Annotated in this window: 24 protein-coding genes and 1 pseudogene; 13 read left to right on the top strand and 12 right to left on the bottom strand. The window is 71.7% G+C overall.

The genetic code is table 11. The features are described 5' to 3' along the window. From DW299_RS10930 to DW299_RS10895, 8 genes are all read right to left on the bottom strand, one after another. The coding region (locus DW299_RS10930) for an amidohydrolase family protein (protein WP_168443121.1) at positions 1-510 on the bottom strand (510 nt) is incomplete at its 3' end. Between the two features lie 89 nt (positions 511-599). Further along, positions 600-1,544, bottom strand: coding sequence for an aldo/keto reductase (locus tag DW299_RS10925; RefSeq protein ID WP_136036588.1), 945 nt, complete (start codon positions 1,542-1,544; stop codon positions 600-602). Beyond that, a complete protein-coding gene (locus DW299_RS10920; protein ID WP_136029516.1) occupies positions 1,514-2,293 on the bottom strand; it encodes an RraA family protein in 780 nt (259 codons plus the stop codon). Before DW299_RS10920 ends, DW299_RS10925 begins: the two co-directional genes overlap by 31 nt. Continuing rightward, positions 2,290-4,206 (bottom strand): DUF8034 domain-containing protein, encoded by a 1,917-nt coding sequence (locus tag DW299_RS10915; protein WP_136036587.1) that lies wholly within the window; start codon positions 4,204-4,206, stop codon positions 2,290-2,292. Before DW299_RS10915 ends, DW299_RS10920 begins: the two co-directional genes overlap by 4 nt. After that, complete coding sequence (locus DW299_RS10910; RefSeq protein WP_136029520.1) at positions 4,203-5,057, bottom strand: carbohydrate ABC transporter permease; 855 nt, start codon at positions 5,055-5,057, stop codon at positions 4,203-4,205. The genes DW299_RS10915 and DW299_RS10910 overlap by 4 nt, the downstream gene beginning before the upstream one ends. Beyond that, complete coding sequence (locus DW299_RS10905) at positions 5,057-5,971, bottom strand: carbohydrate ABC transporter permease (RefSeq protein ID WP_136029567.1); 915 nt, start codon at positions 5,969-5,971, stop codon at positions 5,057-5,059. Before DW299_RS10905 ends, DW299_RS10910 begins: the two co-directional genes overlap by 1 nt. A gap of 168 nt (positions 5,972-6,139) precedes the next feature. After that, the gene (locus DW299_RS10900) at positions 6,140-7,408 is read right to left on the bottom strand and encodes an ABC transporter substrate-binding protein (protein WP_136036586.1); all 1,269 of its coding nucleotides are present in this window, start codon (positions 7,406-7,408) and stop codon (positions 6,140-6,142) included. 201 nt (positions 7,409-7,609) lie between these two features. After that, positions 7,610-8,146 carry a CGNR zinc finger domain-containing protein gene (locus tag DW299_RS10895; RefSeq protein ID WP_136036585.1) on the bottom strand — a complete coding sequence of 179 codons (537 nt, stop codon included), beginning with the start codon at positions 8,144-8,146 and terminating at the stop codon, positions 7,610-7,612. Between the two features lie 39 nt (positions 8,147-8,185). On the opposite strand from DW299_RS10895, the gene DW299_RS10890 reads away from it, so the two are divergent. The 6 genes from DW299_RS10890 to DW299_RS10865 all read left to right on the top strand — a co-directional run bounded on the left by DW299_RS10890 (position 8,186) and on the right by DW299_RS10865 (position 15,116). Continuing rightward, positions 8,186-9,157: an EamA family transporter gene (locus DW299_RS10890; RefSeq protein WP_168442789.1), complete on the top strand. Its 972-nt coding sequence runs from the start codon at positions 8,186-8,188 to the stop codon at positions 9,155-9,157. A gap of 48 nt (positions 9,158-9,205) precedes the next feature. Continuing rightward, positions 9,206-9,871, top strand: a complete 666-nt coding sequence (locus DW299_RS10885; RefSeq protein WP_136029526.1) for a GntR family transcriptional regulator — start codon at positions 9,206-9,208, stop codon at positions 9,869-9,871. Beyond that, entirely contained in the window at positions 9,868-11,394 is a 1,527-nt protein-coding gene (locus DW299_RS10880; protein WP_136036584.1) for an MmgE/PrpD family protein, read from the top strand. Before DW299_RS10885 ends, DW299_RS10880 begins: the two co-directional genes overlap by 4 nt. Continuing rightward, positions 11,394-12,296, top strand: a complete 903-nt coding sequence (gene prpB / locus DW299_RS10875) for a methylisocitrate lyase (RefSeq protein ID WP_136029531.1) — start codon at positions 11,394-11,396, stop codon at positions 12,294-12,296. Before DW299_RS10880 ends, prpB begins: the two co-directional genes overlap by 1 nt. A gap of 2 nt (positions 12,297-12,298) precedes the next feature. Then, entirely contained in the window at positions 12,299-13,489 is a 1,191-nt protein-coding gene (locus DW299_RS10870) for a bifunctional 2-methylcitrate synthase/citrate synthase (protein ID WP_136029533.1), read from the top strand. A gap of 148 nt (positions 13,490-13,637) precedes the next feature. Further along, entirely contained in the window at positions 13,638-15,116 is a 1,479-nt protein-coding gene (locus DW299_RS10865) for an MFS transporter (RefSeq protein WP_136029535.1), read from the top strand. Between the two features lie 3 nt (positions 15,117-15,119). On the opposite strand, the gene DW299_RS10860 is transcribed toward DW299_RS10865, so the two are convergent. Beyond that, on the bottom strand, positions 15,120-15,719 hold the full coding sequence (locus tag DW299_RS10860; protein WP_205812669.1) for an antibiotic biosynthesis monooxygenase: 600 nt from the start codon (positions 15,717-15,719) through the stop codon (positions 15,120-15,122). Positions 15,720-16,128: 409 nt separating this feature from the next. Here DW299_RS10860 and DW299_RS10855 point away from each other — a divergent pair, with 409 nt between their 5' ends. The 4 genes from DW299_RS10855 (at position 16,129) to DW299_RS10840 (ending at position 20,612) form a co-directional block, all read left to right on the top strand. Beyond that, complete coding sequence (locus tag DW299_RS10855) at positions 16,129-17,628, top strand: CoA-acylating methylmalonate-semialdehyde dehydrogenase (RefSeq protein WP_136029537.1); 1,500 nt, start codon at positions 16,129-16,131, stop codon at positions 17,626-17,628. 17 nt (positions 17,629-17,645) lie between these two features. Beyond that, the gene (locus DW299_RS10850) at positions 17,646-18,827 is read left to right on the top strand and encodes an acyl-CoA dehydrogenase family protein (protein ID WP_136029539.1); all 1,182 of its coding nucleotides are present in this window, start codon (positions 17,646-17,648) and stop codon (positions 18,825-18,827) included. Further along, a complete protein-coding gene (gene mmsB / locus DW299_RS10845) occupies positions 18,824-19,711 on the top strand; it encodes a 3-hydroxyisobutyrate dehydrogenase (RefSeq protein WP_136036583.1) in 888 nt (295 codons plus the stop codon). Before DW299_RS10850 ends, mmsB begins: the two co-directional genes overlap by 4 nt. 124 nt (positions 19,712-19,835) lie before the next feature. Then, positions 19,836-20,612 carry an enoyl-CoA hydratase-related protein gene (locus DW299_RS10840; RefSeq protein ID WP_136036582.1) on the top strand — a complete coding sequence of 259 codons (777 nt, stop codon included), beginning with the start codon at positions 19,836-19,838 and terminating at the stop codon, positions 20,610-20,612. 93 nt (positions 20,613-20,705) lie between these two features. On the opposite strand, the gene DW299_RS10835 is transcribed toward DW299_RS10840, so the two are convergent. The 3 genes from DW299_RS10835 to DW299_RS10825 are packed head-to-tail and all read right to left on the bottom strand — an operon-like array spanning position 20,706 to position 22,153. Then, positions 20,706-21,149 carry a YdeI/OmpD-associated family protein gene (locus DW299_RS10835; RefSeq protein ID WP_136036581.1) on the bottom strand — a complete coding sequence of 148 codons (444 nt, stop codon included), beginning with the start codon at positions 21,147-21,149 and terminating at the stop codon, positions 20,706-20,708. A gap of 9 nt (positions 21,150-21,158) precedes the next feature. Next, entirely contained in the window at positions 21,159-21,617 is a 459-nt protein-coding gene (locus DW299_RS10830) for an SRPBCC family protein (protein WP_136029547.1), read from the bottom strand. Continuing rightward, the gene (locus DW299_RS10825; protein WP_136029549.1) at positions 21,617-22,153 is read right to left on the bottom strand and encodes a MarR family winged helix-turn-helix transcriptional regulator; all 537 of its coding nucleotides are present in this window, start codon (positions 22,151-22,153) and stop codon (positions 21,617-21,619) included. The genes DW299_RS10830 and DW299_RS10825 overlap by 1 nt, the downstream gene beginning before the upstream one ends. A 173-nt stretch (positions 22,154-22,326) precedes the next feature. On the opposite strand from DW299_RS10825, the gene DW299_RS10820 reads away from it, so the two are divergent. The 3 genes and pseudogenes from DW299_RS10820 to DW299_RS19395 form a co-directional block, all read left to right on the top strand. Further along, positions 22,327-23,103: an electron transfer flavoprotein subunit beta/FixA family protein gene (locus DW299_RS10820; RefSeq protein WP_136036580.1), complete on the top strand. Its 777-nt coding sequence runs from the start codon at positions 22,327-22,329 to the stop codon at positions 23,101-23,103. 1 nt (position 23,104) lies between these two features. After that, the gene (locus DW299_RS10815) at positions 23,105-24,076 is read left to right on the top strand and encodes an electron transfer flavoprotein subunit alpha/FixB family protein (protein WP_136036579.1); all 972 of its coding nucleotides are present in this window, start codon (positions 23,105-23,107) and stop codon (positions 24,074-24,076) included. Positions 24,077-24,078: 2 nt separating this feature from the next. Beyond that, positions 24,079-24,675 (top strand): annotated as a pseudogene (locus DW299_RS19395) (cytochrome b/b6 domain-containing protein); the annotation flags it as partial.

Below are 24,675 nucleotides of genomic sequence, written 5' to 3'. Positions count from 1 at the left end.
GTCGGCCGTCCGCGCCCCGAGGCCCAGGTGGCACACCACGATCGCGGTGCCCGGGTGCCGGCGGGAGAGGGTGGCGGCGGCGGGCAGCTGCTCCGGCCGGATCAGCAGCTCGAGCGCACGGCCGGTCGCGCCGAGGTGGTCGGCGAGCGCGTCGAGGCCGTCCACGTCGGACAGGTCGGCGGCGAACTGGGGCACCGCTGCCCGCACGCCGACGACCGCGGGGGTGACGGCGACGCCGGTCGCACCGGTCGCTCGTCCGGGCGCGGGGGAGTACTGCAGCACCACGCGCCGCAGGAACGGGTCGCGCGCGGCGGTCGCGGTCAGCCACTCCACCTCCGCCACGGAGTCCGCGGCCTGCACCGCGATCGCGGAGGCGACACCGGCCGCGGTCAGTTCCCGTCCGAGCCCGACGGCGGAGGCGTGCCGCGGCAGGTCGAGGTCGTCGCGGAACCAGGGGATCGGCACGGCGTCCACATCCCAGACGTGCACGTGGGCATCGACGATCCGCATGTCAGGTCCCGTGCGGCGCCATCATGCGGCGACCGCGGCGACCGCGACGACCGCGGCGTCCGCGGCACGGGGGAGCCGTCGCCGCCCGCTCACACGGCCTCCTCGTCGAGTGCCTCCCACAGCGCCGCGGGGAGCGCGGCGTCGAGGCCGTCGACGAACGCGTGCACCTCGGTCGGCGTCCGCGCCCCCACGACCACCGCGTCGGCGCCGTGGCGCAGCGGGAACTGCACGGCCGCGTCGGCCAGCCGCACGTCGTGGGCCGCACACACGGCCTGCAGTCGCAGCGCCCTCTCCTGCAGCGCGGCGGGCGCCGGCTTGTACTCGTAGAACGGCGAGCCGACCGGGTCGACGAGGATGCCGGAGTTGAACACCGCCGCCGCCAGGACACCGATGCCCCGTGCCCGAGCGGTGGGGACGAGGCGGTCGAGCGCCGTGCGGTCGAGCAGCGTGAGCCGCCCGGCCTCCATCACCACGTCGAGCGGCACCTCGGCCACATAGCGCTCCAGCGGATCGAGGCGCCCGAGCCCGACGCTGATCGCCCGCACCACGCCCTGGTCCCGCAGATCGAGGAGGGCCGGGAAGGCCGTCGCGAACGCGGCCTCCACATCGAGGGGGTCGTGCAGGTGCAGCACGTCCACCCGGTCCACGCCGAGGCGGGCGAGGCTGCCGTCGAGGCTGCGGAGGATGCCGTCGCGGCTGAGGTCGACCACGGAATCGTGCCCGCTCGCCGCACCGCGCACCGGGGCGCCTTCGGCGTCGACGAGCACCCGTCCCACCTTGGTCGCCAGCACGTAGTCGTCGCGGGGCACGCCGCGCAGGGCGAGGCCGAGCTTGCGCTCGCTCTCTCCCGAGCCGTACAGCGGTGCCGTGTCGAAGAACCGCACGTCGCGGGCGAGGGCCGCGTGCACGGTGTCGACGGCATCCGCGTCCGGCACCGGCGCGAACAGGTTGCCGATCGGGGCGCAGCCGAGCCCGACGTCGTCGCGGGCGGCGACGGCCGGGGTCAGAGGACGGAGCTGCGGACGGAACGCCATGCCTCGTACTCCTCGCGGCTGTCGGGGGTCAGGGGGTAGTAGTCGCTCAGCCGGGCGCCCTCGTCGAGGCGCTTGCGGCTGAACACCTCCCACTCCTCATGATCCTGCGCGTCCTCGACCACCTGGGGCGCCATCGCCTGCGGGACCACGACCGGTCCGTCGTCGTCGGCCACGACCAGGTCGCCGGGCATGCACAGCGCACCGCCCACCGCGACGGGCACGTCGAACGCCCACGGCACGAGCTCCGACTGCGAGGCGTAGTGCGGGGTCGTACCGGTCGACCACACGGGGATCCCGAGCTCGCGGATGCGGCCGGCGTCGCGGATGCGCCCGTCCACGACGATGCCCGCGCCGCCCTTGCGGGCGAAGTAGCGCGCGAGGATGTCGCCGACGCAGCCGGAGAAGCGGCTGCCGTACGCCTGGATCACCAGCACGTCCCCCGGCTGCACCGCTTCGAGCACGTGCCACAGGGCCGTGTGCCGTTCGGCGTACTCCTGGCCGTCGCCCGAGGCCATGTCCTCCCGCTGCGGCATGAACTGCAGCGTCAGGGCGGAGCCGACCACGCGCTGGCCGAGGCTCAGCGGCTCCGGTCCCTCGATGTAGCTGCGGCGGATCCCGAGGCCGTGGAGCTTGGCGCAGGCGGTCGCCGCGGAGATCGCGTCGAAGGAGTCGAGCACGTCGCGCGACGGCCGCTGGTACGCCGCCCCCCGCACGGGCAGGGGGAAGTCGGGTCGGATCAGGTCGCTCATGCGGCTCCTTCGGGGAAGAGGTGGCGCGGCGAGCCGGTCGCGCGCGCGATGGTCAGGTCGAGGTCGGCGAGGTGCGCCGGTGGCAGGGTCACGACGAGGTCGTCGTCGCAGGGGAAGGTGTGCGTGACGATCTCGCCCTCCGGTCCGGCGTACGTGCCGGAGGCGCCGGGCCAGCCCGAGGCGTCCTCCGCGGTCGCGGTCACCTCCACGATGCGGTCGAGGCCGAAGCGGCCGCCGCGCAGCCGCACGGTGCGGGTGTGCACGGCCGAGGTGTTCACGAGCTGCACGCCGATCCCGCGGTCGTCGAGGCGGTGCACGAGCGCGGCGACGTCGGGCGGGAGCCCCGGCCGGCCGCGGTCGGCGTCCTCGTAGCGGAGCACGGTGAACCCGAGCCCGCCGTTGTAGAGCACCTGCGGGGCCCCGGCGACGAGCTGCGTGAGCACCTCGGTCACGACGGGGTTGACGCGCTGCCAGAAGTGCAGGTGGGCGGCATCCGGATCGCGGTCGTCGGCGAGCATCATGGCCGTGCGCCGCGCGACCTGACCGAGCGCCATCTCGAGCGCACGCACCGGGTACTCCGGCAGGTCTCCGCGGAGATAGGCGAACCATCCGGCCTCGTGCCCCGCCTCCTCCTTGTCGCGGAAGGGCGCGACGGGGTCGGCGGAGGAGGGGAGTCCCGCGATCGCCCGCTCCAGGCGGCTGCGGTCAGCGGTCGAGCGCGACCACCACCACAGCCACAGCGGCAGGTCGAGCTGCAGCGGACCGAAGTCGAACCACCCGTCGGGTCCGTGGCGGTAGGGCACGAGGACCCCGGGCTGCGTGGCTGCGGCTCCGAGCCGGGCCATCCAGCCGCCGCGCAGGCTGTAGGTCGAGTCGGCGACGGTGCCCGTGCGGCCCTCGGCGAGCACGGTGTCGAGCATCGTGCGCACGAGGTCGAGGGCGGCATCGTCGCCGGTGACGAGCGCGTGGTTGAGGGCGCCGATGAGGGCGCTCATGCCGACGGAGTGCAGTCCGTGCGGCCACGCCCACCCGTAGTGGCCGCCCCACCAGCGCCCGTCGTGGAGCTCGCCCACCGTGCCGCCGGGGCCGACGTTGTCGGGGAGCAGCCCGCCGTCGGCCCGTGTCCGCCACCCGTCGACGTACTGCTCGATCCAGTCGGCCGCGGCGGCGTCGCCGTCGTACAGCCACCGGTTCGCCGCGAGCGAGGTGGCGGCGAGGTTCACGGCGATGTCGCCCGCGGCGCGACGCTGCATCTCCTCGGCCATGCGGTGCGCGTTGTCCGGGTCGGCGAGGTCGTCCCACGTGCGGATGCCGTCGAGCCCGTGCAGGGGCAGACCGTAGGGTCGCATCTCGGCCCGGTCGGCCACATACGGCACGATCTTCTCGTCCAGGCCCGGTCGAGCGCCCAGGGCACCGTTGTGCGGCGCGCGGATGATGGTGTGCTCCGGGTCGTAGTTGCCCTTCGCGGGATCGGTGAAGAGCGCGGAGAACCGGGCGGCGCGCGCCGCGAACGCCGTGTCGGCCGGGTCGGCCTGGCAGATCCCCGCGAACAGCAGCAGCGACTCGCCCTGGTGGAACCAGTCGTAGCCGTTGTCGTACTCGTCGGCGAGCATGCCCGCCTCCGCGAGCTGCACCGTCACGCCCTCCCAGTGCCGCTTGGCGTCGGCCAGCACCTCGTCGGGCCCGCCGAGCAGGTAGAAGGCCGGCCAGTTGAAGAACGGCTCGTAGAGGTCGTCGACCCCGTCGCGGTCCACGAACTCGGCGACGCCGCGGAGGCGGCCGTCGGGGAGCGTGTACCGGTCGCGGAAGACGCGGCGGGCCTCCTCGATCTCGGCGAAGAGGCGCCGCTGCAGCACGGCCCAGGCCGGGATCGCCCGCAGGGGGCGGGTGAGCGGATGCGCGGGCACGGTCATCCCTTCGTCGCGCCGGCCACGAGGCCGCCGATGATGTGGCGCTGCATCACGATGAAGAACACCATCGCGGGCAGCACGGCGAGCAGCAGGGTCGGGAACACCTGCGTGTAGTCGGTGGAGAACTGCCCGACGGCGGCGTACACACCCGTGGTGACGGTGTAGATGCCGGAGCTGGGGCCGAGGATGATCTGCGGACTCACGAAGTCGTTCCACACGCCGATCGAGTTCAGCACCACCGCCGTCGCCACGACCGGCTTCATGATCGGGAAGACGCACGCCCAGAACGCGCGGATCGGACCGGCGCCGTCGAGGGACGCGGCCTCGTCGATGTCGCGCGGCACGCTGCGCAGGTACGCGGTGAACAGGAAGATCGTCACCGGGAGCGTCGCCGCCGTCTCGAAGAGGATGAAGCCCGGGATCGTGTTGATCAGTCCGAGCACCCGCAGCACGAACACGACGGGGATCAGCGTGACCTGCCCCGGGATGAACAGGCCGGAGACGAACAGCAGCAGCAGCCCCAGGTGCCACTTGGAGCGCCCGCGGGCGATCACGTAGGCGACCGGTGCGGCCAGGGCGATGCAGCAGAGGTTCACGAGCACGACGAACAGGAGCGTGATGCCGTAGGCCGCGATCACGTTGAACTTGCTGCTCGTGATCGCCTCCCACAGGTACTCGAACGTGAACATCTGCGGCGTGATCAGGAGCGGGTTCTCGATGATCTCCGCCTGCGGCTTGAAGGCGTTGATGACCATCGTGTACATCGGGATCAGCATGGTGATCGCCACGACGCCGAGGACGATCCAGCGGATCGCGCTCACCGCGAGCGCCGGCCGGTTGCGGGTCTGCTTCATCAGTCGGTCGCCTTCTTCTCGGAGCGGCGTCGCACCAGCGTGACGGCGAGACCGATGACCGCGGTGACGATGAGGAGGATCATGGACTGCGCGGCGCCGAACCCGAGGGCCGAGTTCGCGAACGAGTCCTTGAGGATCTGGTAGACGATCGTCTGGGTGGAGCCCGCCGGGCCGCCGTCGGTGAGGGAGAGCACCACGTCGTAGGCCTTGAGGAGCCCGACGAGGGTCAGCACCAGGTTCACCGTGAACACCGGCGCGATGAGCGGCAGGGTGATGGAGCGGAACTGCTGCCAGCGCGAGGCGCCGTCCACGGTCGCGGCCTCGTAGTACTCGGCGGGCACCGACTTGATGCCGGCGAGGAACAGGATCATGTTGAAGCCGAAGTGCGACCACACGATCGTGAAGATCACGCTCGCCTTCGCGAAGGTGGGGTCGGTGAGGAAGGGCATCGCGGGCAGGCCGACGGTGGTGAGGAACCCGTTGACGGCGCCGCTGGGGGAGAGCATCGCCGACCACAGGAACCCGATGATGAGGGCGCTGATGACATACGGGTAGAAGAAGATCGTGCGCAGGATCGTGTTCGAGCGGCCGGGACCGGCGATGAGCGCGGCGATCGCGAGACCGATGGCGTTGCAGAGGATCGTGCCGACCACGGCGATGATGCCGGTGAAGATCGCGGCCTGGGTGGAGCGGGGGCTGCGGAACGCCTTGATGTAGTTCTCCCAGCCGACGAACGTGAAGTTGAGGCTGTACCCGTTCCAGTCCGTGAAGCTCAGCACCGCGGCGAGGATCATCGGGATGACGAACATCGCCAGGAAGACGGCCACGGCGGGCCCTCCCATGAGGATGCCGGGGAGGCGGTGCCGCCACCGCTGCAGCGCGGAGCGCTTGCGGGGGGCGGGGGTCGAGCTCATCGGCGTCGATGGTCCTGTCGGGGCGGTCGCCGCGGCCGGGGGCGGCGCGGTCGTGGTGGGCGGAGTCATGGCGGCACTCTCGTTCTCGGTGGCGCGTTGGTGGGGGTGGCGCGGATGCGGCGCCGGGGAGGCACCAGGGACGGATGCGGTCCCTGGCGCCTCGAGCGGTCAGCCGGCGTTCGCGGCGAACCAGTCGTCCATGGCCTTCAGGACCTGCTCGGCGGAGGCGCCGCCGATGAGGGCCTGGGTCTGGGTGTTGATCTCGCCCGGGTAGCCGTCGGGGAGCGTGCGCTCGCCGTAGCCGCCGCCGGTGGGGGTGTAGGCCTCGGCGGGCGTGTCGGCGACGATCTGCAGCAGCTCTTCGCCCAGCGGCGTCATGTCGTACTCGTAACCGTCGCGGAAGTTGCCGTCGACCGCCAGCTGGTCGCTGACCGCGGTCTGGTCGGTGGTGAGGAACTCGACGAGCTTCGCCGCGGCGTCCTGGTGCTCGCTGGACTTGAGGATCGAGTACGGGCTGGCGATGTTGGCACCCATCGCGGGCTGCTCGTCGCCGTCGAACGACGGGGCGCGGAAGACCCCGATGTCGGCCGACTCGGCGGCCTTGGCCTGCGTGCCGGCGAACCAGCTGCCCATCGAGTACACGGCGGTCTTGCCCGACAGGAACGCCTGCTCGGCGTCGGGGTACTTGATGCCGAGCGCGTCGGTGGGGATGTAGCCCTCGGACACCCACTCCGCGTAGGTCTCGACCGCGTCGCCGTAGGTCTCGCTGAAGGTCTCCTCGCCGGACGTCATCTTCTGGAACCATTCCGGGTCCTCGGCGATGATCGTCGGCAGGCCGAGGGCCTGCAGCGTGTGGCTGCTCATCCAGTCGCCGCCGGTCTGGATCGGGGTCCACCCCGCCGCCTTCAGCTTGCCGAGGGCCTCGGTGAGCTCGTCGACGGTGGTGGGCAGCTCGGTGATGCCGGCCTCCTCGAACGCGGTCTTGTTGTAGAAGAAGAGACTCTGCAGCTGCACGCCGATCCCGGCCATGTAGTTCTTGCCGTCGATCGAGTACTGGTCGGCGAGGGGACCGGACGAGGCCCACTCGTACCCGGACAGGTCGACGAGCTCGGGCGCGAGCTTCGTCGTCGGGGCGATCGACTGCACGACGTCGGGGGCGTCGCCGGCCGCGAGCAGGCGGGGCACGGCGGCCTCCACGCCCTCCGCGCCGGGGTTCTGGATGACGACGTCGATGTTCGGGTTGGCCTCCTCGAACGGGGCGACGAGGTCGTTCCAGAACTCCTCGGTCAGGTTCGGGGTGACGTTGACGAGCATGCGCACCTCGACGTCCTCCGAGGAGGAGCCGCCGTCGTCTCCGGCGGGGGTGGAGCAGCTGGCGAGGGCGAGCGCGGACACTGCCGCGATGCCGACGAGGGGGAGGAGTCGGGCCTTGATCATCGTTGATCCTTTCCTGATGCATGAGGGAGGGCCGCTGGCGACATTACACTAATCGATAATCGTTTGTGAAGAGCGCAGTCGATCCGCGAATGAGCGCAGCGGGACGAAGGACGGTCGCTGCTCAGGGGCCGTGGAGCGGGATGGGCCCCCTCGCTCAGGAGTTGCGCGAAACGGGCGCGGGCGACCGGTGAGGCGTCGGTGTCAGGCGTGTGCGCGCCGAGCGCGGTAGGCCGCGACCGCGTTGCGGTTCGCGCACGTCGTGGAGCAGTACCGCTTGGAGCGGTTGCGGGAGAGGTCGAGCGCGATCGCCTGGCAGGTGTCGTCCTCGCAGACCGTGAGGCGCGAGCCCTCGTCCGCGCGGATCACGTCGATGAGCGCCATCACCGTCTCGACGAGCACGCGCTCGGCGAGCGGCCGCTCGTCGTGCACCGCATGGAGGTGCCAGTCCGCTCCGTCGTGCCGCACCAGCCGCGGAGTGAGCTGCAGCTCGGCGAGGGCATCGTTCACGTGTGCGGCCATCTCGTCGCGCGGGGCGAGCAGCATCGCTCGTAGCCGCGGGCGGAGGGCGCGCAGGTCGTCGAGTTCCACGCCGTCGCGGTCGATCCTCCCGGTGTAGGGGAACACCGCGAGGAACGTCTTCTCGTCGTCGACGTCGACGAGGGTGTCGGGCTCTTCGGCGGAGTTCGCGAGCCAGACCGCCGCGCGCAGCGCATCCTCGGTGTCATCGGTGAAGACCATGTTGACATCTTACTCCGTCCGCGAGTAGCGTCATCGTCCATGAGCACCGTGGCGGATGACAGGAACCGCACGCGGAGCGATGTGCGCCTCGGGCTCCCGCTGGCCGTCGCCGCCGCGTTCGCGTTCGGCTCCTCCGGGGCGTGGGCGCGCGGACTCATCGACGCGGGGTGGACGCCCGGCGCGGCCGTCACCGTACGGGTGGGGGTCGCCGCGCTCGTCCTGCTGCTCCCGACCCTCCTGGCGCTGCGGGGGCGGTGGCGCGCCCTCCGCCGGAACGCCGGGATGGTCCTCGCCTACGGGCTGCTCGCCGTGGCGGCCACTCAGCTCTGCTACTTCCAGGCCGTCGCGGTCATGGATGTCGGGATCGCGCTGCTCATCGAGTACACGGCTCCGGTCGCGGTGCTGCTCTGGCTGTGGCTGCGCCGCGGCGAGCGACCGACGCGGCGCAGCGTGCTCGGGGCGGGGATCGCCTTCGTCGGGCTCGTGCTGATGCTCGACATCGTCACCGGTGCGCAGGTGAACGTGGTCGGCGTGCTCTGGGCGCTGGGGGCGATGGTGGGGGCGGCGAGCTACTTCGTGCTCTCGGCGAAGGCCGACACCGGACTCCCGCCGATCGCGCTCGCCGGGAGCGGGCTGCTGCTCGGTGCCGTCGGTCTGGCCCTCGCCGGTCTGGTCGGGGTGCTGCCGTTCGCGTGGACGACGGCCGATGTCGCGTACCGCTTCGGCACGGTTTCCTGGTTCGTGCCCGTCCTCGCGATCGGGCTCATCGCGACGGCGCTCGCCTACGTGCTCGGCATCGTGTCCACGAGGATGCTCGGCTCGCGTCTCGCCTCGTTCGTCGCGCTCGCCGAGGTCGTGGCCGCCCTGCTGTTCGGGTGGCTGCTGCTCGACCAGCTCCCCGGCCCGCTGCAGGCGCTGGGGGGCGTGCTCGTGCTCGCCGGCGTGGTCGTGGTGAAGCTCGGCGAGCCGCGGGTCGCCGCGTCCGAGCCTATGTATACGAATACAGCCTGAACACGACCGCGCGCCCACCTCGAGCGGGTTTATGTATACACTGAGGGCATGGTTCTCCCTGTCGAGCGCACGTCCGCGAGCGATCGCGCCTATGCGGCCCTCCTCGACGGCATCCAGTCGGGCGCCCTCCCCGCGGGGTTCGTGCTGGGCGAGGTCGAGCAGGCCGAGCGCCTCGGCGTCAGCCGCACCCCGATGCGCGAAGCCCTCCGCCGCCTCGCCGCCGACGGACTGGTGGTGCAGCAGTCCCCCCGGGTCACGGTGGTGGCCGCCCTCGACGCCGACGACATCCGCTCGCTGTTCGAGATCCGCCGCGCGCTGGAGGAGACCTCGGCCCGCCTCGCCGCCGCCCGGGGTGACGCCGATCTCTTCGCCGCCCTCGCCGACGAGTTCTCCCACGTCGACCTGACGCGGGCCGCGGGCCGCGACGCCTACTACGCCCTGATCGCCCGCTTCGACGCGGCCCTCGACGACGCCGTCGACAACGACTACATCGCCGCGGCCCTGCGCACCGTGCGCACGCACCTGGTGCGGGTGCGGCGCATGGCCAAGGACAAGCCCGCCCGGCTCGCCGCGTCGGCCGCCGAGCACCGCACGATCGCGCAGGCGCTCGCCGCGCGCGACGGCGACCTGGCCGCCCATGCCACGCACGTGCACCTGCACAACGCGCTCACCGGCATCCTCGACTCCCTCCCCGACAGCGAAGGACACTCATGACCGTCACCCACCACGTCCGCGTGCACGCCAGCTCCGAGAACCTCGCCCGCGAGGACCAGCTCGCGTGGAAGATCGCCGAGGTCGCCGTCGACCGGGTCGAGGTCGAGCAGCCCGTCGTCGACATGATCGTCAACCGCATCATCGACAACGCCGCCGTCGCCGCGGCCTCGCTCACCCGCGCCCCCATCGTGGCCGCCCGCGCGCAGGCGTTCAGCCACCTGGTGTCGACCGGGGGTGCCGGGGCGAACCTGTTCGGCGCCGCGCTCGACCACCGCACCAGCCCGGAGTGGGCGGCGTGGGCGAACGGTGTCGCCGTGCGCGAGCTCGACTACCACGACACGTTCCTCGCCGCCGAGTACTCGCACCCAGGTGACAACATCCCGCCGATCCTCGCGGTCGCCCAGCACGCGGGCAAAGACGGCCGGGCGCTCGTGCGCGGCATCGCCACCGGCTACGAGATCCAGATGGACCTGGTGCGCGCGATCTGCCTGCACAGGCACAAGATCGACCACGTCGCCCACCTCGGCCCGTCGGCCGCGGCCGGCATCGGCACCCTGCTCGACCTCGACGTCGAGACCATCTACCAGGCGGTCGGCCAGGCGCTGCACACCACCACCGCGACCCGGCAGAGCCGCAAGGGCGAGATCTCCACGTGGAAGGCGCACGCCCCGGCTTTCGCGGGCAAGATGGCCGTCGAGGCGGTCGACCGGGCGATGCGCGGACAGACCAGCCCGGCACCGATCTACGAGGGCGAGGACGGCGTGATCGCCTGGATGCTCGACGGCAAGGACGCCGCGTACGACGTGCCGCTGCCCGCCGCGGGTGAGCCGAAGCGCGCGATCCTCGACTCGTACACGAAGGAGCACTCCGCGGAGTACCAGGCGCAGGCGCTGATCGACCTCGCCCGCCGCCTCGGCCTCGCGAACCCGGCCCTCCGCGACCCCGCGAACATCGAGTCCATCGTCATCCACACCAGCCACCACACGCACAACGTGATCGGCTCCGGCGCGAACGACCCGCAGAAGTACGACCCCACCGCGTCGCGCGAGACCCTCGACCACTCGGTGCCGTACATCTTCGCGGTCGCGCTGCAGGACGGCGGCTGGCACCACGTCGACTCGTACGCCCCGGAGCGCGCGGGCCGCGCCGACACGGTCGCCCTGTGGCACAAGATCACCACGGCCGAGGACCCGGAGTGGACGCGCCGCTACCACTCGGAGGATCCGGACGAGAAGGCGTTCGGCGGTCGCGTCGAGATCCGCCTCACCGACGGCAGCACCGTGGTCGACGAGATCGCCGTGGCCGATGCGCACCCGCTCGGCGCGCGACCGTTCGCCCGCGCCGACTACATCGCGAAGTTCCGTCTGCTCGCGGAGCCCGTGCTGGAGCCGGCCGAGATCGACCGGTTCCTGGAGCTCGTGCAGCGCCTCCCCGAGCTCACGGCCGCCGAGGTCGCCGAGCTGTCGATCGTCGCGAAGCCCGGTGTGCTCGACGCCGCCCCGGCTCCCCGAGGCCTGTTCTGATGCTGTACTCCACCGTCACGCCCGCCGAGAAGCGGCGGCTGTTCCGGGAGCGCCTGTCCTCGGGCGAGCTGCTGCGGTTCCCCGGCGCGTTCAACCCGCTCAGCGCCCGGCTGATCGAGCAGAAGGGGTTCGACGGCGTGTACATCTCGGGCGCGGTGCTCTCCGCCGACCTGGGGCTGCCCGACATCGGCCTCACGACGCTGACCGAGGTCGCCGGACGCGCCAAGCAGATCGCGCGCATGACCGACCTGCCCGCGATCGTCGACGCCGACACCGGCTTCGGCGAGCCCATGAACGTGGCCCGCACCATTCAGGAGCTGGAGGACGCGGGACTCGCCGGCACCCACATCGAGGACCAGATCAACCCCAAGCGCTGCGGTCACCTCGACGGCAAGAGCGTGGTCGATGAGGACACCGCGATCAAGCGGATCCGTGCCGCCGCCGACGCCCGCCGCGACGAGAACTTCCTGATCATGGCGCGCACCGACATCCGGGCGATCGAGGGACTGGACGCCGCGATCGACCGCGCGAAGGCCCTGGTCGACGCGGGTGCCGACGCGATCTTCCCCGAGGCGATGCGCACGCTCGACGAGTTCGAGGCGATGGCGGAGGCGCTCGACGTGCCGATCCTCGCGAACATGACCGAGTTCGGCAAGAGCGAGCTGTTCTCGGTCGACCAGCTCCGCAGCGCCGGGGTGCGGATGGTGATCTGGCCGGTGTCGCTGCTGCGGATCGCGATGGGCGCCGCGGGCCGTGCGCTCGATACGCTGAACGACGAGGGGCATCTGACCTCGACGCTCGGCGAGATGCAGCACCGCGCCGATCTCTACGACCTGATCGACTACGAGTCGTACAACCACTTCGACTCCGGGGTCTTCAACTTCACCATCACGAAGGAGTGAGCATGACCGAGCCGGACATCAAGAAGGGCCTCGCGGGGGTCGTCGTCGACACGACCGCGATCTCGAAGGTCAACCCCGAGACGAACAGCCTGCTGTACCGCGGCTACCCGGTGCAGGAACTCGCCGACACGCAGCCGTTCGAGGCCGTCGCGTATCTGCTGTGGAACGGCGAGCTGCCCACGGGGGACGAGCTCGCGGCGTTCCGCCTGGAGGAGCGGCGGCACCGCGCCCTCACGCCCGAGGTGAAGGATGCGATCGACCGGCTGCCGCTGGACGCCCACCCGATGGACGAGGTCCGCACGGCGGTGAGCGTGATCGGCGCGGTCGAGACGGCCGGCATCCGCAACGTGCTCGATGCGGTCGGCACGCCCGAGGTCAACCTGGAGCGCAGCCTGCGCCTGTTCGCGGCCCTTCCGGCGATCGTCGCCTACGGGCAGCGGCGTCGGCGGGACCTGCCGGCGGTCGAGCCGCGGGACGACCTGGACTACGCGGCGAACTTCCTCTGGATGACGTTCGGCGAGGAGCAGGACCCGGTGGTGGTCGATGCGTTCAACCGCTCGATGACGCTCTACGCGGAGCACTCCTTCAACGCGTCCACCTTCACGGCGCGCGTGATCACCTCGACGCTCAGCGACCTGTACTCCGCGGTCGTCGGGGCGATCGGGGCGCTCAAGGGCCCGCTGCACGGCGGTGCGAACGAGGCCGTGATGCACATCTTCGACGAGATCGGCGCGGCCGACCGCGTGACCGAGTGGCTCGACAAGGCGCTGGCCGAGAAGCGCAAGATCATGGGGTTCGGTCACCGCGTCTACAAGCGCGGCGACTCGCGGGTGCCCACCATGAAGGCCGCGCTCGACACCCTGGTGCGCCACTACGACCGCCCGGAGGTGGCCGAGCTCTACGAGCGTCTGGAGGGCGAGTTCGTGGAGCGCAAGGGCATCTACCCGAACCTGGACTACCCGTCGGGCCCCGCCTACAACCTGATCGGCTTCGACACCCTGACCTTCACGCCGCTGTTCGTCGCGGCGCGGATCACGGGGTGGACGGCGCACATCCTGGAGCAGCAGTCGTCGAACGCCCTGATCCGGCCGCTCTCGGCGTACGTCGGAGCCGAGGAGCGGCACGTCGAGGGGTACACGCCGGACACCGCCGCGATCGAGGTGCAGGAGCGCCCCGAGGAGGCGTCGGCCTGACCGCCGCGAGCACGATCTGACAGCGCCGCCGAGGGTTCTCGGCGGCGCTGTAGCGTGATGGAGCCCTCGGGGTCAAGGCGATGCGGCGAATTCCCGGGCGGAGTAGAACCGGATGCGGGCCGTTCGCGCCCCGCACGAAGGAGGGTTCATGTCCGCATCCGAGGTCACCGTCAAGGAGGTCCGGTCGCTCGTCCCGGCGCGCATGGACCGGCTGCCGTGGTCGCGCTTCCACTGGATGATCGTCGTCGGCCTCGGCTTCTCGTGGATCCTCGACGGGCTCGAGGTGCAGATCGTCGCCGCGAACGGCTATGCCGAGACCCTCGGCATGGGCCCGGCCGAGGTGGGTCTCGCCGGCACGTGCTACCTGCTGGGCCAGGTGTTCGGGGCGCTGGTGTTCGGTCGCCTCGCCGATCGCCTCGGGCGCAAGAACCTCTTCCTGATCTCGCTCGCGGTCTACCTCGTGGGCTCCGCGGTGGCCGGTCTCGCGTTCGCCCCGTGGTTCTTCTACATCTGGCGGTTCGTCGCCGGCGCGGGCATCGGCGGCGAGTACGCCGCCATCAACTCCGCGATCGATGAGATCATCCCGGCGAAGTACCGCGGCCGCGTCGACATCGCGATCAACGGCACCTACTGGGGCGGTGCGGCCCTGGGTGCCGTGGCGAACATGTTCTTCCTCAACACCGACCTCCTGCCCGCCGACCTGGGCTGGCGGCTCAGCTTCTTCGTCGGTCCGATCCTCGGCCTGCTGATCATCTGGCTGCGTCGGCACATCCCGGAGAGCCCGCGCTGGCAGATGACGCACGGCCGTGAGGAGGAGGCGGAGCGCAACGTCGACGCGATCGAGGAGCGCATCCGCAAGGAGGGCAAGACGATCGACCCGGTCGACGAGGACAAGGCGATCACGGTCAAGGAGTACGGCAGCGTGCCGTTCCTGGTGATCGCGAAGGTGCTGTTCCAGAAGTACCCGCGCCGTACGCTGGTCGGCATCACGATGATGGTGACGCAGTCGTTCCTCTACAACGCGATCTTCTTCACCTACGCGCTGGTGCTCGAGAACTTCTACGACACCCCGCCCGCCTCCGCCTCGCAGTACTTCATCGTCTTCGCGGTCGGCAACCTCGCCGGCGCCCTCATCCTCGGTCACTTCTTCGACACGTGGGGCCGGCGCCGCATGCTCTTCGGCACGTACGTGCTCGCCGGGCTGATCCTGCTGGTCAGCGCCTTCCTGTTCAACGCGGGCGTTCTGAACGCGGCGACGCACACGGCGTTCTGGTGCGCCTCGTTCTTCTTCGCCTCCGCCGGTGCGTCCGCCGCCTACCTGACGGTGAGCGAGATCTTCCCGCTGGAGCTGCGCAGCCAGGTGATCTCGTACGTCTTCTCCATCGGCCAGCTCGTCGGCGCGATCGCCCCGGTGCTCTACGGGGCGCTGATCGGGGCGAGCGCCGAGTCCGGCGACCGCGGCCCGCTCTTCTGGGGCTACGTGCTCGGTGCCGCGATCATGATGTTCGGCGGCGTGGTCTGCGGGGTGTTCGGGGTGAGCGCGGCGGGCAAGTCGCTGGAGGACATCGCGGATCCGCTGTCGCTCGTCGAGCCGGGGAAGAAGAAGGTCACGCCGGACGGCGCGTGAGCGTCAGCGGGCGAGCCAGCCGCGCAGGGAGCGGGTGACCCAGGGGAGCACCCAGTAGGTCATGATCGGCGTGAGCACGAGCGTGGTCGCGAGAACGCGCAGCCAGATCGGCAGGCCGTCCCATCCCGGCACCGGGCTCATGGCGTACGTGAAGGCGAGGTTGACGGGGAAGAAGCCGAGCCAGATCGACACCGCCTGCTTCCAGCGCGGCGGCGCGGGGGCCACGGCGACCGTGGTCGTGCCGTCGGGCTCGACCACGGGGATGGAGCCGGTGGACGGCTCGTCGAACCACCCCTCGATGCCGGTGCGGCGCTTGGAGCGTTCGCTGCGCACGAAGCCCTCGCCCATGGAGAGCCACCAGGTGCGCTCGCCCGACTGCTCCCAGGCGGTCAGCGACTCCTCGCTCGCGAAGCGGTAGAGCATGTGCCACACCTGCGAGTCCTCGCCCGCGCGCACCCACCCCGAGCCGAGGAAGCCCGGGTACTTCGTCGCCAGGTTCACGCCGGTCTGCACCCAGGCGGTCGCCTCGGCGATGCGCTCGGGGTCGACCTCGCGGCGGATGGAGACGGTGACGGGCTCGGACACGGGGGCGGTTGCGGACATGGTGCGGTCCTCGGGGGTGGGGGCATCGGGGTGCGGACGCCGGGTGGGGTGGGGGCGCCAGGGTCGCGGCGCCAGCACGATTCTATTTCGCCGGAGCGCGGCGGCGTCCGCACGGAGAAGACCCCCGCCGACCCGATTCGGCGGGGGTCACGCGGCGTTGGGGGCCGCGACGGGAGCGAGAGCGCTCACCGTGCGCACGGAGGACGCGATTACCCGATCCGGTCTGAGTCACTGTCCGTGCACCTGCAGTTGTAATCGGCCGAGGTGACGCGCGGGTGAACGGGGTGCGAACGGCGCCGCTCGGGGCGGGGACCGGCCGTGCGCGGAGATACAAGGACGTCCTCGTATTTTCACGGACGCCGGAGTAAACTCGCGATGTGCCAACGACGGCACGGAGGGATGTCACACAATGACCCGTACGATCCCGCACTTCGTGGGCGGAACGCTTCTCACCCCCGACGACGGACGCTTCGCCGACGTCTTCGATCCGAGCACCGGCGCGGTGCAGGCGCGCGTGCCGCTCGCCTCCGCCGAGGAGGTGCGCCGCGTGATCGCCACCGCCGAGGAGGCGCAGGCCGCCTGGGCCGCGACCAATCCGCAGAAGCGCGCGCGGGTGCTGCTGCGGTTCCTCGACCTGGCGCAGCGCGAGATGCAGTCGCTCGCCGAACTGCTGGCGAGCGAGCACGGCAAGACCGTCGACGACGCGAAGGGCGACATCCAGCGCGGCCTCGAGGTGATCGAGTTCTCCGCCGGAGCGCCCCACCTGCTCAAGGGGGAGTACTCCACCGGCGCGGGCGCGGGCATCGACGTGTACTCGATGCGACAGCCCCTGGGTGTCGTCGCCGCCATCACCCCCTTCAACTTCCCGGCCATGATCCCGCTGTGGAAGGCCGGGCCCGCGCTCGCCGCCGGCAACGCCGTGGTGCTCAAGCCCAGCGAGCGCGATCCTTCGGTGCCCGTCCGGCTGGCGGAGCTGTTCCTCGAAGCCGGGCTCCCGGCGGGCGTGCTCAACGTGGTGCACGGCGACAAGGAGGCGGTCGACACGCTGCTGAGCGACGACCGGATCCGCGCGGTCGGCTTCGTGGGCTCGACACCCATCGCCGAGTACATCTACGCCACCGCGGCCGCGCACGGCAAGCGGGCGCAGTGCTTCGGCGGCGCCAAGAACCACATGATCGTGATGCCCGACGCCGACCTCGACCAGGCGGTGGACGCGCTGATCGGCGCGGGCTACGGCTCGGCGGGCGAGCGCTGCATGGCGATCTCGGTCGCGGTGCCCGTGGGGGAGGAGACGGCAGACGCGCTCGCGGCCAAGCTCGTCGAGCGGGTCGCCCAGCTGCGGGTCGGGCCCTCGCTCGCGGCCGACGTCGACTACGGCCCGCTGGTCTCGCGCGACGCCGTGGACCGCGTCACCGGCTACATCCAGCAGGGCGTGGACGAGGGGGCGACGCTCCTCGCCGACGGCCGCGGCTTCACGGTGCCAGGGCACGAGGAGGGGTTCTACCTCGGGCCGACGCTGTTCGACCACGTGACGACCGACATGGCGATCTACCGCGAGGAGATCTTCGGCCCCGTGCTCGTGATCGCGAGGGCCGCGGACTACGAGGAGGCGCTGCGGATGGCGTCGGAGCACGAGTACGGCAACGGCGTCGCGATCTTCACGCGCGACGGCGACGCGGCCCGCGACTTCGCCGCCCGTGTGGAGGTCGGCATGGTCGGGGTGAACGTGCCGATCCCGGTGCCCATCGCGTACTACACCTTCGGCGGCTGGAAGCGCAGCGGCTTCGGCGACCTCAACCAGCACGGCGCCGATGCCTTCCGCTTCTACACGAAGACCAAGACGGTGACGAGTCGCTGGCCCAGCGGCATCCGCGACGGCGCCAGCTTCGTCATCCCCACCATGCACTGATCGCCCGAGGAACCGACATGACCATGACCAGCGTCACCACCACCGCCGAGGAGCGCGAGGCCATCCTCGACGCCGTCCGAGAGTTCGCCGAGACCGAGCTCGCCCCGCAGGCCGCCGAGCGCGACGAGAAGCACCTGTTCCCACGGGAGTCGCTGAACCGCGGCGGCGAGCTCGGGCTCGGCGGCATCTACGTGAGCGAGGAGTACGGCGGCACCGGCCTCTCCCGCGTCGACACCGTCGCGATCTTCGAGGAGCTCGCCAAGGCCGACCCCGCGGTCGCCGCCTACATCTCCATCCACAACATGGTGGTGTGGATGATCGACACCTACGGCGACGACACCCAGCGTGCCGCCTGGCTGCCGCAGCTCACGGCCATGCAGGAGTTCGGCGGCTACTGCCTCACCGAGCCGGGGGTCGGATCCGACGCCGCCAACGTGGCGACCAGCGCCGTGCGCGACGGCGACGACTACCTGCTCACCGGCGTCAAGCAGTTCATCTCGGGGGCGGGCGAGGCGGCCGTGTACGTCGTGATGGCGCGGACGGGCGAGCCGGGAGCGCGCGGCATCAGCGCCTTCCTCGTGCCGGGCGACGCCGAGGGGCTGAGCTTCGGCGCCCCGGAGAAGAAGATGGGCTGGCACGCGCAGCCCACCCGGCAGGTGATCCTCGACGGCGTGCGGGTGCCCGCAGCCGCGATGCTCGGCGACGAGGGTCGCGGGTTCGCGATCGCGATGTCGGCGCTCAACGGCGGGCGCCTCAACATCGCCGCCTGCTCGCTCGGCGGAGCCCAGGCGGCCCTCGACCGCGCCGTGCAGTACGTGCACGAGCGGGTGGCGTTCGGGGAGCCGCTGGCCGAGAAGCAGTCGATCCTGTTCGCGATCGCCGACATGCGCACCGACCTCCAGGCCGCGCGGCTCATGGTGCGCGACGGTGCGGAGGCGGTGGACGCGAAGGCGCCGGACGCCACGATGCGCTGCGCCATGGCGAAGCGGTTCGCCACCGACGCCGGCTTCGACGTCGCCAACCGCGCGCTGCAGCTGCACGGCGGCTACGGCTACCTGCAGGACTACGGCATCGAGAAGATCGTGCGCGACCTGCGCGTGCACCAGATCCTCGAGGGCACCAACGAGATCATGCGACTCATCGTCGGCCGGGAGATGCTGCGGCCGGCGGGGTCGGCGTCGATGCGGAGCGCCTCATGACCCGCGTGGCCTTCCTCGGCCTCGGCCACATGGGCCTGCCGATGGCGAAGAACCTCGTCGCGGCGGGACACGAGGTGCACGGCTTCGACCTCGTGCCCGCGGCCGTGGAGGCGGCGCGGGCGGCCGGGATCCCGGTGGCGGCCAGCGGCGCGGAGGCCGTGACCGACGCGGAGGTCGTGATCACGATGTTCCCCGCCGGGAAGCACGTGATCGAGGCGTATCGCACCGAGCTGCTGGCGGCGGCGCGCCCCGGCACCCTGTTCATCGAGTCGTCCACGATCGCGGTCGACGAGGCCCGCGCCGCGCACGCGCTCGCGCTCGCCGCCGGTCACCGCAACATCGACGCCCCGGTGTCCGGCGGGGTCGTGGGTGCCGAGGCCGGGACGCTGGCGTTCATGGTGGGCGGCTCGGAGGAGGACTACGCGGCGGCGCTGCCGCTGCTCGAGGTCATGGGCAAGCGGATCGTGCACTGCGGTGGCTCGGGTCTCGGCCAGGCGGCGAAGGTCTGCAACAACATGGTGCTCGCGGTGTCGCAGATCGCCGTGGCCGAGGCGTTCGTGCTCGGCGAGCGGCTGGGGCTCGAGCACCAGGCACTGTTCGACGTGGTGTCGCAGGCGTCGGGGCAGTGCTGGTCGATCACGACGAACTGCCCCGTGCCCGGTCCGGTGCCCACGAGCCCCGCCAACCGCGACTATCAGCCCGGCTTCGCGGGGGCGCTCATGGCGAAGGACCTCGGCCTCGCGCTGCAGGCGATCGAGCAGACCTCCACCGACGCGAAGATGGGCCGGCTCGCGCAGCAGCTCTACGCCGCGTACGCCGCGGGCGACGGGGCCACGCGCGACTTCTCCGGCATCATCACCGACATCCGCGACGACCGCGTGTAGCACCCCCGTCGCGGAGCACGGAGCGCCGGCGACGGGACGGCCGGTTCCTGAGCGGGAGCGCCGGCGACGGGCGAGCGACGCGACGGGCGATACTGAAGCAGGACCACGACGGAGAGGGAGACAGATGACCGAGTACGAGACGATCCTGGTGGAGCAGCGCGGACGGGTCGGATGGATCACCCTGAACCGCCCGCAGGCCCTCAACGCGCTGAACAGCACCGTCGCCGAGGAGATCACGGCCGCCGCGCTCGCCTTCGACGCCGACGACGGCATCGGCGCGATCGTCGTCACGGGTTCGGAGAAGGCGTTCGCCGCCGGAGCCGACATCAAGGAGATGGAGGGGATGTCGGCGGCGCAGATGCGCGAGACGGATCACTTCGGGGCGTGGCGGGACTTCGCCGCCGTGCGCACCCCGGTCATCGCCGCGGTGTCGGGCTTCGCGCTCGGCGGGGGGTGCGAGCTGGCGATGATGTGCGACATCATCCTCGCGGCCGACACCGCGCAGTTCGGCCAGCCCGAGATCAACCTCGGCGTCATCCCGGGCATGGGCGGCACGCAGCGGCTCATCCGCGCGGTCGGCTACTACAAGGCGGCCGAGCTCGTGCTGTCCGGCCGCTTCCTCGGCGCGGAGGAGGCCGAGCGGGCGGGACTGGTGTCGCGCGTCGTGCCCGCGGCGGAGCTGCTGGCCGAGGCGACCGCGCTCGCGGACGGCATCGCGGCGAAGTCGCTGCCGTCGGTGTACGCCGCCAAGGCCGCCCTCGATGCGGCCATGGAGACCACGCTCGCGGAGGGCCTCGCCCATGAGAAGGAGGCGTTCGCGGCGCTGTTCGACACGGCCGACCAGAAGGAGGGCATGGCCGCGTTCCGCGAGAAGCGCCAGCCCGACTTCCAGAACCGCTGACCCCGGTTCACGGCTCCTCAGAGACGCGGGACTGCTGCGCGCGCCGCGCGGTGTGGCGCCGGTTCGCCCGGGATCCCGAGGGGCTGTGAACGGTCAGCCGCGGAGACCGTCGAGGATCTTCGCGATCCGGCGGTCGCGCGTCGCCGGCTGCTTGGCGTCGGCGACCGCGCGCGCGTGCTCCTTGCGGGCGCTGGGGGAGAGGGCGTCGAAGGCCGCCCGCAGGGCGGGGTCGGCGTCGAGCGCCTCGGCCAGCGCGGGCGGCACGTCGACGGTGCGCTCGGCGGTGTCGAGGCGGATCACGGCGTCGACCTCCTGGTCGATCTCCACCCCGAGGTCGGCGCGAACCGCCTTGCTGAAGCCGATGAGGTTCTCGCCGCCCATGCGGGCCAGCCGCAGTCGCGCGGTGCGGCCGCCGATGGTGACGGCGACGGGGAAGCTCTTGCCGGCCCCGAACGAGGCGACCTGCTCGTCGGTGAGCTGGATCGCCGCGGCGGGACCGCGACCGGTGAGGACGGTGTGCAGGCGCAGTTCGCTCATGCCCAGAGGTTACGCCCGCCGCCCCTCGATCGCAGCGACCAGGGCGTCGTTGCGCTCGCGGATGAGCCGTTCCATGTAGCGGCCGAGCACCAGGGCGTCGACGAGGCGGCCGAGCGGCCCGAGGGGCGAGTGGAACGCGATGGTGTCGCGCATGAGGGTGCCGCGCGGATGCGGTTCGAAGACGTGCTCGTGCCGGAGGTCGCCGAACGGCCCGCGGAGCTGGCGGTCGGTGAACCGGGACGGCGCCTCGATGTCGAAGACCACGGAGCGCAGCCGGAAGGGGATGCCGAAGTGCCGCGCGCGCCAGGTCACCGTCGACCCCTCGGAGAAGCGGCCACCCGCGGGTTCTTCGATCATCGTCTCGCCGTAGCGGGCCATCGACGCGAGGTGCAGGGCCGGGTCGAGCGCGGCGTCGAACACCTCCTGCGGGGGCGCGGCGACGACGGTCTCGATCACGAACCGGGGCATCAGAGGGGCTCGGGGAGGGGGCGGGGGTCGATGAAGTCCCCGGCGTCGCGGCGCATGCGGGCGACGATCGCGACCAGTTCGGCGGCGTCGTCGTGGCTCAGGCCGGGGTCGGCGAACACGTCGGCGTTGAGCGCGGCGGTGGCACGCTCGACCAGGTCGCGTCCCTCCGCGGTCAGTGCGAGCATCGCGGCCCGGCCGTCGTGCGGGTGCGGCTCGCGCACGACGAGGCCGTCGCGGACCAGGCGCTCGGCGGTGCTGGTGACCGTGGTCGCATGCACCTGGAGGCGCGCGACGACGCTCGACAGCGGAAGCCGCCCGGTGCGGCTGAACGCGAGCAGCCGCAGCACCTCGTACCGCGCGAAGCTCAGCGCGAAGGGCTTGAGGGCCGCGTCGACCCGGGCGAGCAGCAGCTGCTGCGCGCGCATGACCGAGGTGACGACCGTCATGCCGTCGGCCGCGTCGGTCCAGCCGTGCGCGACCCACTGCCGCTTGGCTTCGGCGAGCGGATCGACGGGGAGAGGGCGAGGGCGGACCACGTCTCTACGGTACCGGCGCGTCGCGGGTTGCCTCGGACGCGGTCGCGCAGGGCGTGGCTGTCGGTTATGTATACATTCACCGCGGATTCGCGGGCCGCAGCCGGGGGTTTCCTCGGTTTTTGGCTACATAGACCGCCATGCCGATAGACTCGCCGTGTCGTGAGGAGCATTCGATGAAGATCTTCGTCCTGGTCAAAGAGGTGCCGGACACCTATGGCGATCGCAAGCTGGATCTCGAGACGGGGCTCGCGGATCGTGCGGTCGGAGACGTCGTGCTCGACGAGATCACGGAGCGGGCCCTCGAAGTGGCCCTGAGCTACGCCGACAAGAACGAGGGCACCGAGGTCGTCGCCGTCGCCATGGCACCCGAGGGGTCCACCGCGTCGGTGCGGCGCGCGCTCGCGATCGGAGCCGGTTCGGCCATCCACATCGCGGACGAGCAGCTCGCGGGCGCCGACCTGGGGCTCACCGCGGAGGTCCTCGCCGCGGCCATCCGTCGTGGCGCCCCCGACCTCGTCATCACGGGCAACCTCTCGACCGACGGCTCCGGCGGTGTGATCCCCGCCATGCTCGCCGAGCACCTGGGCTGGGCGCAGGCCACCGCGCTCACGTCCGTGGAGATCACGGCGGACGGCGTCTCGGGCACCCGCGGTGCGGACTTCGGCGGACAGCAGGTCACGGCACCGCTGCCCGCCGTCATCTCGATCACCGAGGCGCTACCCGACGCCCGGTTCCCGAACTTCAAGGGCATCATGGCGGCGAAGAAGAAGCCGCTGGAGGTGCTGACCCTCGCCGACCTCGACGTGTCGGCCGATCCCGCCGCCGCGCCCCGCACCATCATGACCGCGGTCGCGGAGAAGCCCCCGCGCGCCGCGGGCGTCAAGATCACCGACGAGGGTGATGCCGCCGACAAGCTCGTCGACTTCCTCGTGCAGAACAGGCTGGTGTGACATGGCGTACCCCGAGAACCCGATCCTCGTCCTGGTCGACCTCGACCCGTCCGGGAACGCCGCCAGCAGCACTGCCGGTCTGATGGGGGCTGCGGCCGGCATCGGCACCCCCGTAGCCCTCGTCGTGGGCGGCGGGAAGGAGGCCGTGGATCAGGCCGCGGCCGCCGGTGCCGCCGTCGTGCTGACCGCCGAGGGCGATGCGACCGCGCTCACCGTGCCGCTCGTCGACGCCCTGCAGGCCGCGGTCGCACAGGTGAACCCCGATGCGGTGCTCGTGTCGAACTCGATCTCCGGACGCGACGTCGCCGGTCGCCTCGCGGTGCGCCTCCCCGGTGCGCTCGCCGTCGACGCCGTGGGGCTCTCCCGCGACGAGGAGGGCGTCGTGGCCCACCACTCGGTGTACGGCGGGGCCTACCTCGTCGATGCGGCCGCGACCTACGGCACGCTCGTGGTCACGGTGCGGCAGGGCGCGGTCGACGCGCGGGCCGAGGCCGTCGCCTCCCCGCAGGTCGAGCAGCTGACGGTCGCCCCGTCGGGTGCGGTCGCGGCGACCGCCGGTCCGGTCGAAGCCGTCGAGGCCACGTCGACCCGGCCCGAGCTGCGCGGGGCGACCCGTGTCGTCTCCGGGGGGCGCGGCCTGGCGTCGAAGGAGAAGTTCGTGCTCGTCGAGGAGCTCGCCGACGCCCTCGGTGCGGCGGTCGGCGCCTCGCGCGCGGCCGTCGACGCGGGCTACATCCCCCAGTCGCACCAGGTCGGGCAGACGGGTGTCTCGGTGTCGCCGCAGCTGTACGTCGCACTCGGCATCTCCGGCGCGATCCAGCACCGGGCGGGCATGCAGACGTCGAAGAACATCGTCGCGATCAACAAAGACCCGGAGGCGCCGATCTTCGACGTCGCGGACTTCGGCATCGTCGGCGACGTGTTCACGATCGTGCCGCAGGTGATCGCCGCGCTCGAGGCGCGGAAGAAGTAGTCATGGCCACGCGGATGCTGCGACGCGGTCTGCCGCGTGTGCCCGGTGGCGAGCCGTGGCCGCCGGCCGACGTGTCCGTGGAGGTCGCGGATGCGGCCTCCGTCGGTGCGGATGAGGCGTCGGTGGCCCTCTCCGGCTCGCAGGCGCAGTCCGGGGCCGCTGTCGGTTCCGAGGCCGCGGAGGAAGGTGCGAGCGGTGTCGGCGTCGCGGCCGCATCGCCCGTGATCGAGACCAGCGCCGAGACGACCCCGCCGGCCGAGCCGAGCGCGAGCTCTGCGGCCTCCTCTGTCGCCGCGACGCCTCCCGCGACGGCCGCATCCGGGCCGTCGCGTCTTCGTCGAGGCCTGCCGCGCGTTCCGGGCGGAGAGCCCTGGCCGCCCGCGTCGGCCTCCGCCGCGCTCGGATCTGCGACCGGCGCCGAGCCCGCCCCCGTTCCCGAGGCCGCTTCGGTGACGGCTGCGCCCGGTGCCGCTGCTTCGGTGGCAGCTGCTTCGGTGGCGGCTGCGCCCGGTGCCGCTGCACCCGGTGCCGCTGCACCCGGGATCGCCTTGCCCGCCGAGGGTGCCGCGACTGATGCGCCCGGAGCCTCGATCGCGGCA

It is taken from the genome of Microbacterium sp. K35 (assembly GCF_004794375.1).
GTDB classification, from domain to species: Bacteria; Actinomycetota; Actinomycetes; order Actinomycetales; family Microbacteriaceae; genus Microbacterium; species Microbacterium sufflavum.
Note: the sequence above shows the minus strand (reverse complement) of the source record. Positions and strands in the feature narration are given on the sequence as shown.

What these genes read in the sequence shown, in the direction of transcription:
- DW299_RS10870 (WP_136029533.1), top strand. Translation starts at nt 12,299, where the DNA reads ATGACCGAGCCGGACATCAAGAAGGGCCTCGCGGGGGTCGTCGTCGAC.
- DW299_RS10885 (WP_136029526.1), top strand. Translation starts at nt 9,206, where the DNA reads ATGGTTCTCCCTGTCGAGCGCACGTCCGCGAGCGATCGCGCCTATGCG.
- prpB (WP_136029531.1), top strand. Translation starts at nt 11,394, where the DNA reads ATGCTGTACTCCACCGTCACGCCCGCCGAGAAGCGGCGGCTGTTCCGG.
- DW299_RS10815 (WP_136036579.1), top strand. Translation starts at nt 23,105, where the DNA reads ATGGCGTACCCCGAGAACCCGATCCTCGTCCTGGTCGACCTCGACCCG.
- DW299_RS10860 (WP_205812669.1), bottom strand. Translation starts at nt 15,719, where the DNA reads ATGTCCGCAACCGCCCCCGTGTCCGAGCCCGTCACCGTCTCCATCCGC.
- DW299_RS10865 (WP_136029535.1), top strand. Translation starts at nt 13,638, where the DNA reads ATGTCCGCATCCGAGGTCACCGTCAAGGAGGTCCGGTCGCTCGTCCCG.
- DW299_RS10850 (WP_136029539.1), top strand. Translation starts at nt 17,646, where the DNA reads ATGACCATGACCAGCGTCACCACCACCGCCGAGGAGCGCGAGGCCATC.
- mmsB (WP_136036583.1), top strand. Translation starts at nt 18,824, where the DNA reads ATGACCCGCGTGGCCTTCCTCGGCCTCGGCCACATGGGCCTGCCGATG.
- DW299_RS10855 (WP_136029537.1), top strand. Translation starts at nt 16,129, where the DNA reads ATGACCCGTACGATCCCGCACTTCGTGGGCGGAACGCTTCTCACCCCC.
- DW299_RS10895 (WP_136036585.1), bottom strand. Translation starts at nt 8,146, where the DNA reads ATGGTCTTCACCGATGACACCGAGGATGCGCTGCGCGCGGCGGTCTGG.
- DW299_RS10905 (WP_136029567.1), bottom strand. Translation starts at nt 5,971, where the DNA reads ATGAGCTCGACCCCCGCCCCCCGCAAGCGCTCCGCGCTGCAGCGGTGG.
- DW299_RS10915 (WP_136036587.1), bottom strand. Translation starts at nt 4,206, where the DNA reads ATGACCGTGCCCGCGCATCCGCTCACCCGCCCCCTGCGGGCGATCCCG.
- DW299_RS10910 (WP_136029520.1), bottom strand. Translation starts at nt 5,057, where the DNA reads ATGAAGCAGACCCGCAACCGGCCGGCGCTCGCGGTGAGCGCGATCCGC.
- DW299_RS10830 (WP_136029547.1), bottom strand. Translation starts at nt 21,617, where the DNA reads ATGCCCCGGTTCGTGATCGAGACCGTCGTCGCCGCGCCCCCGCAGGAG.
- DW299_RS10835 (WP_136036581.1), bottom strand. Translation starts at nt 21,149, where the DNA reads ATGAGCGAACTGCGCCTGCACACCGTCCTCACCGGTCGCGGTCCCGCC.
- DW299_RS10840 (WP_136036582.1), top strand. Translation starts at nt 19,836, where the DNA reads ATGACCGAGTACGAGACGATCCTGGTGGAGCAGCGCGGACGGGTCGGA.
- DW299_RS10880 (WP_136036584.1), top strand. Translation starts at nt 9,868, where the DNA reads ATGACCGTCACCCACCACGTCCGCGTGCACGCCAGCTCCGAGAACCTC.
- DW299_RS10920 (WP_136029516.1), bottom strand. Translation starts at nt 2,293, where the DNA reads ATGAGCGACCTGATCCGACCCGACTTCCCCCTGCCCGTGCGGGGGGCG.
- DW299_RS10890 (WP_168442789.1), top strand. Translation starts at nt 8,186, where the DNA reads ATGAGCACCGTGGCGGATGACAGGAACCGCACGCGGAGCGATGTGCGC.
- DW299_RS10900 (WP_136036586.1), bottom strand. Translation starts at nt 7,408, where the DNA reads ATGATCAAGGCCCGACTCCTCCCCCTCGTCGGCATCGCGGCAGTGTCC.
- DW299_RS10925 (WP_136036588.1), bottom strand. Translation starts at nt 1,544, where the DNA reads ATGGCGTTCCGTCCGCAGCTCCGTCCTCTGACCCCGGCCGTCGCCGCC.
- DW299_RS10820 (WP_136036580.1), top strand. Translation starts at nt 22,327, where the DNA reads ATGAAGATCTTCGTCCTGGTCAAAGAGGTGCCGGACACCTATGGCGAT.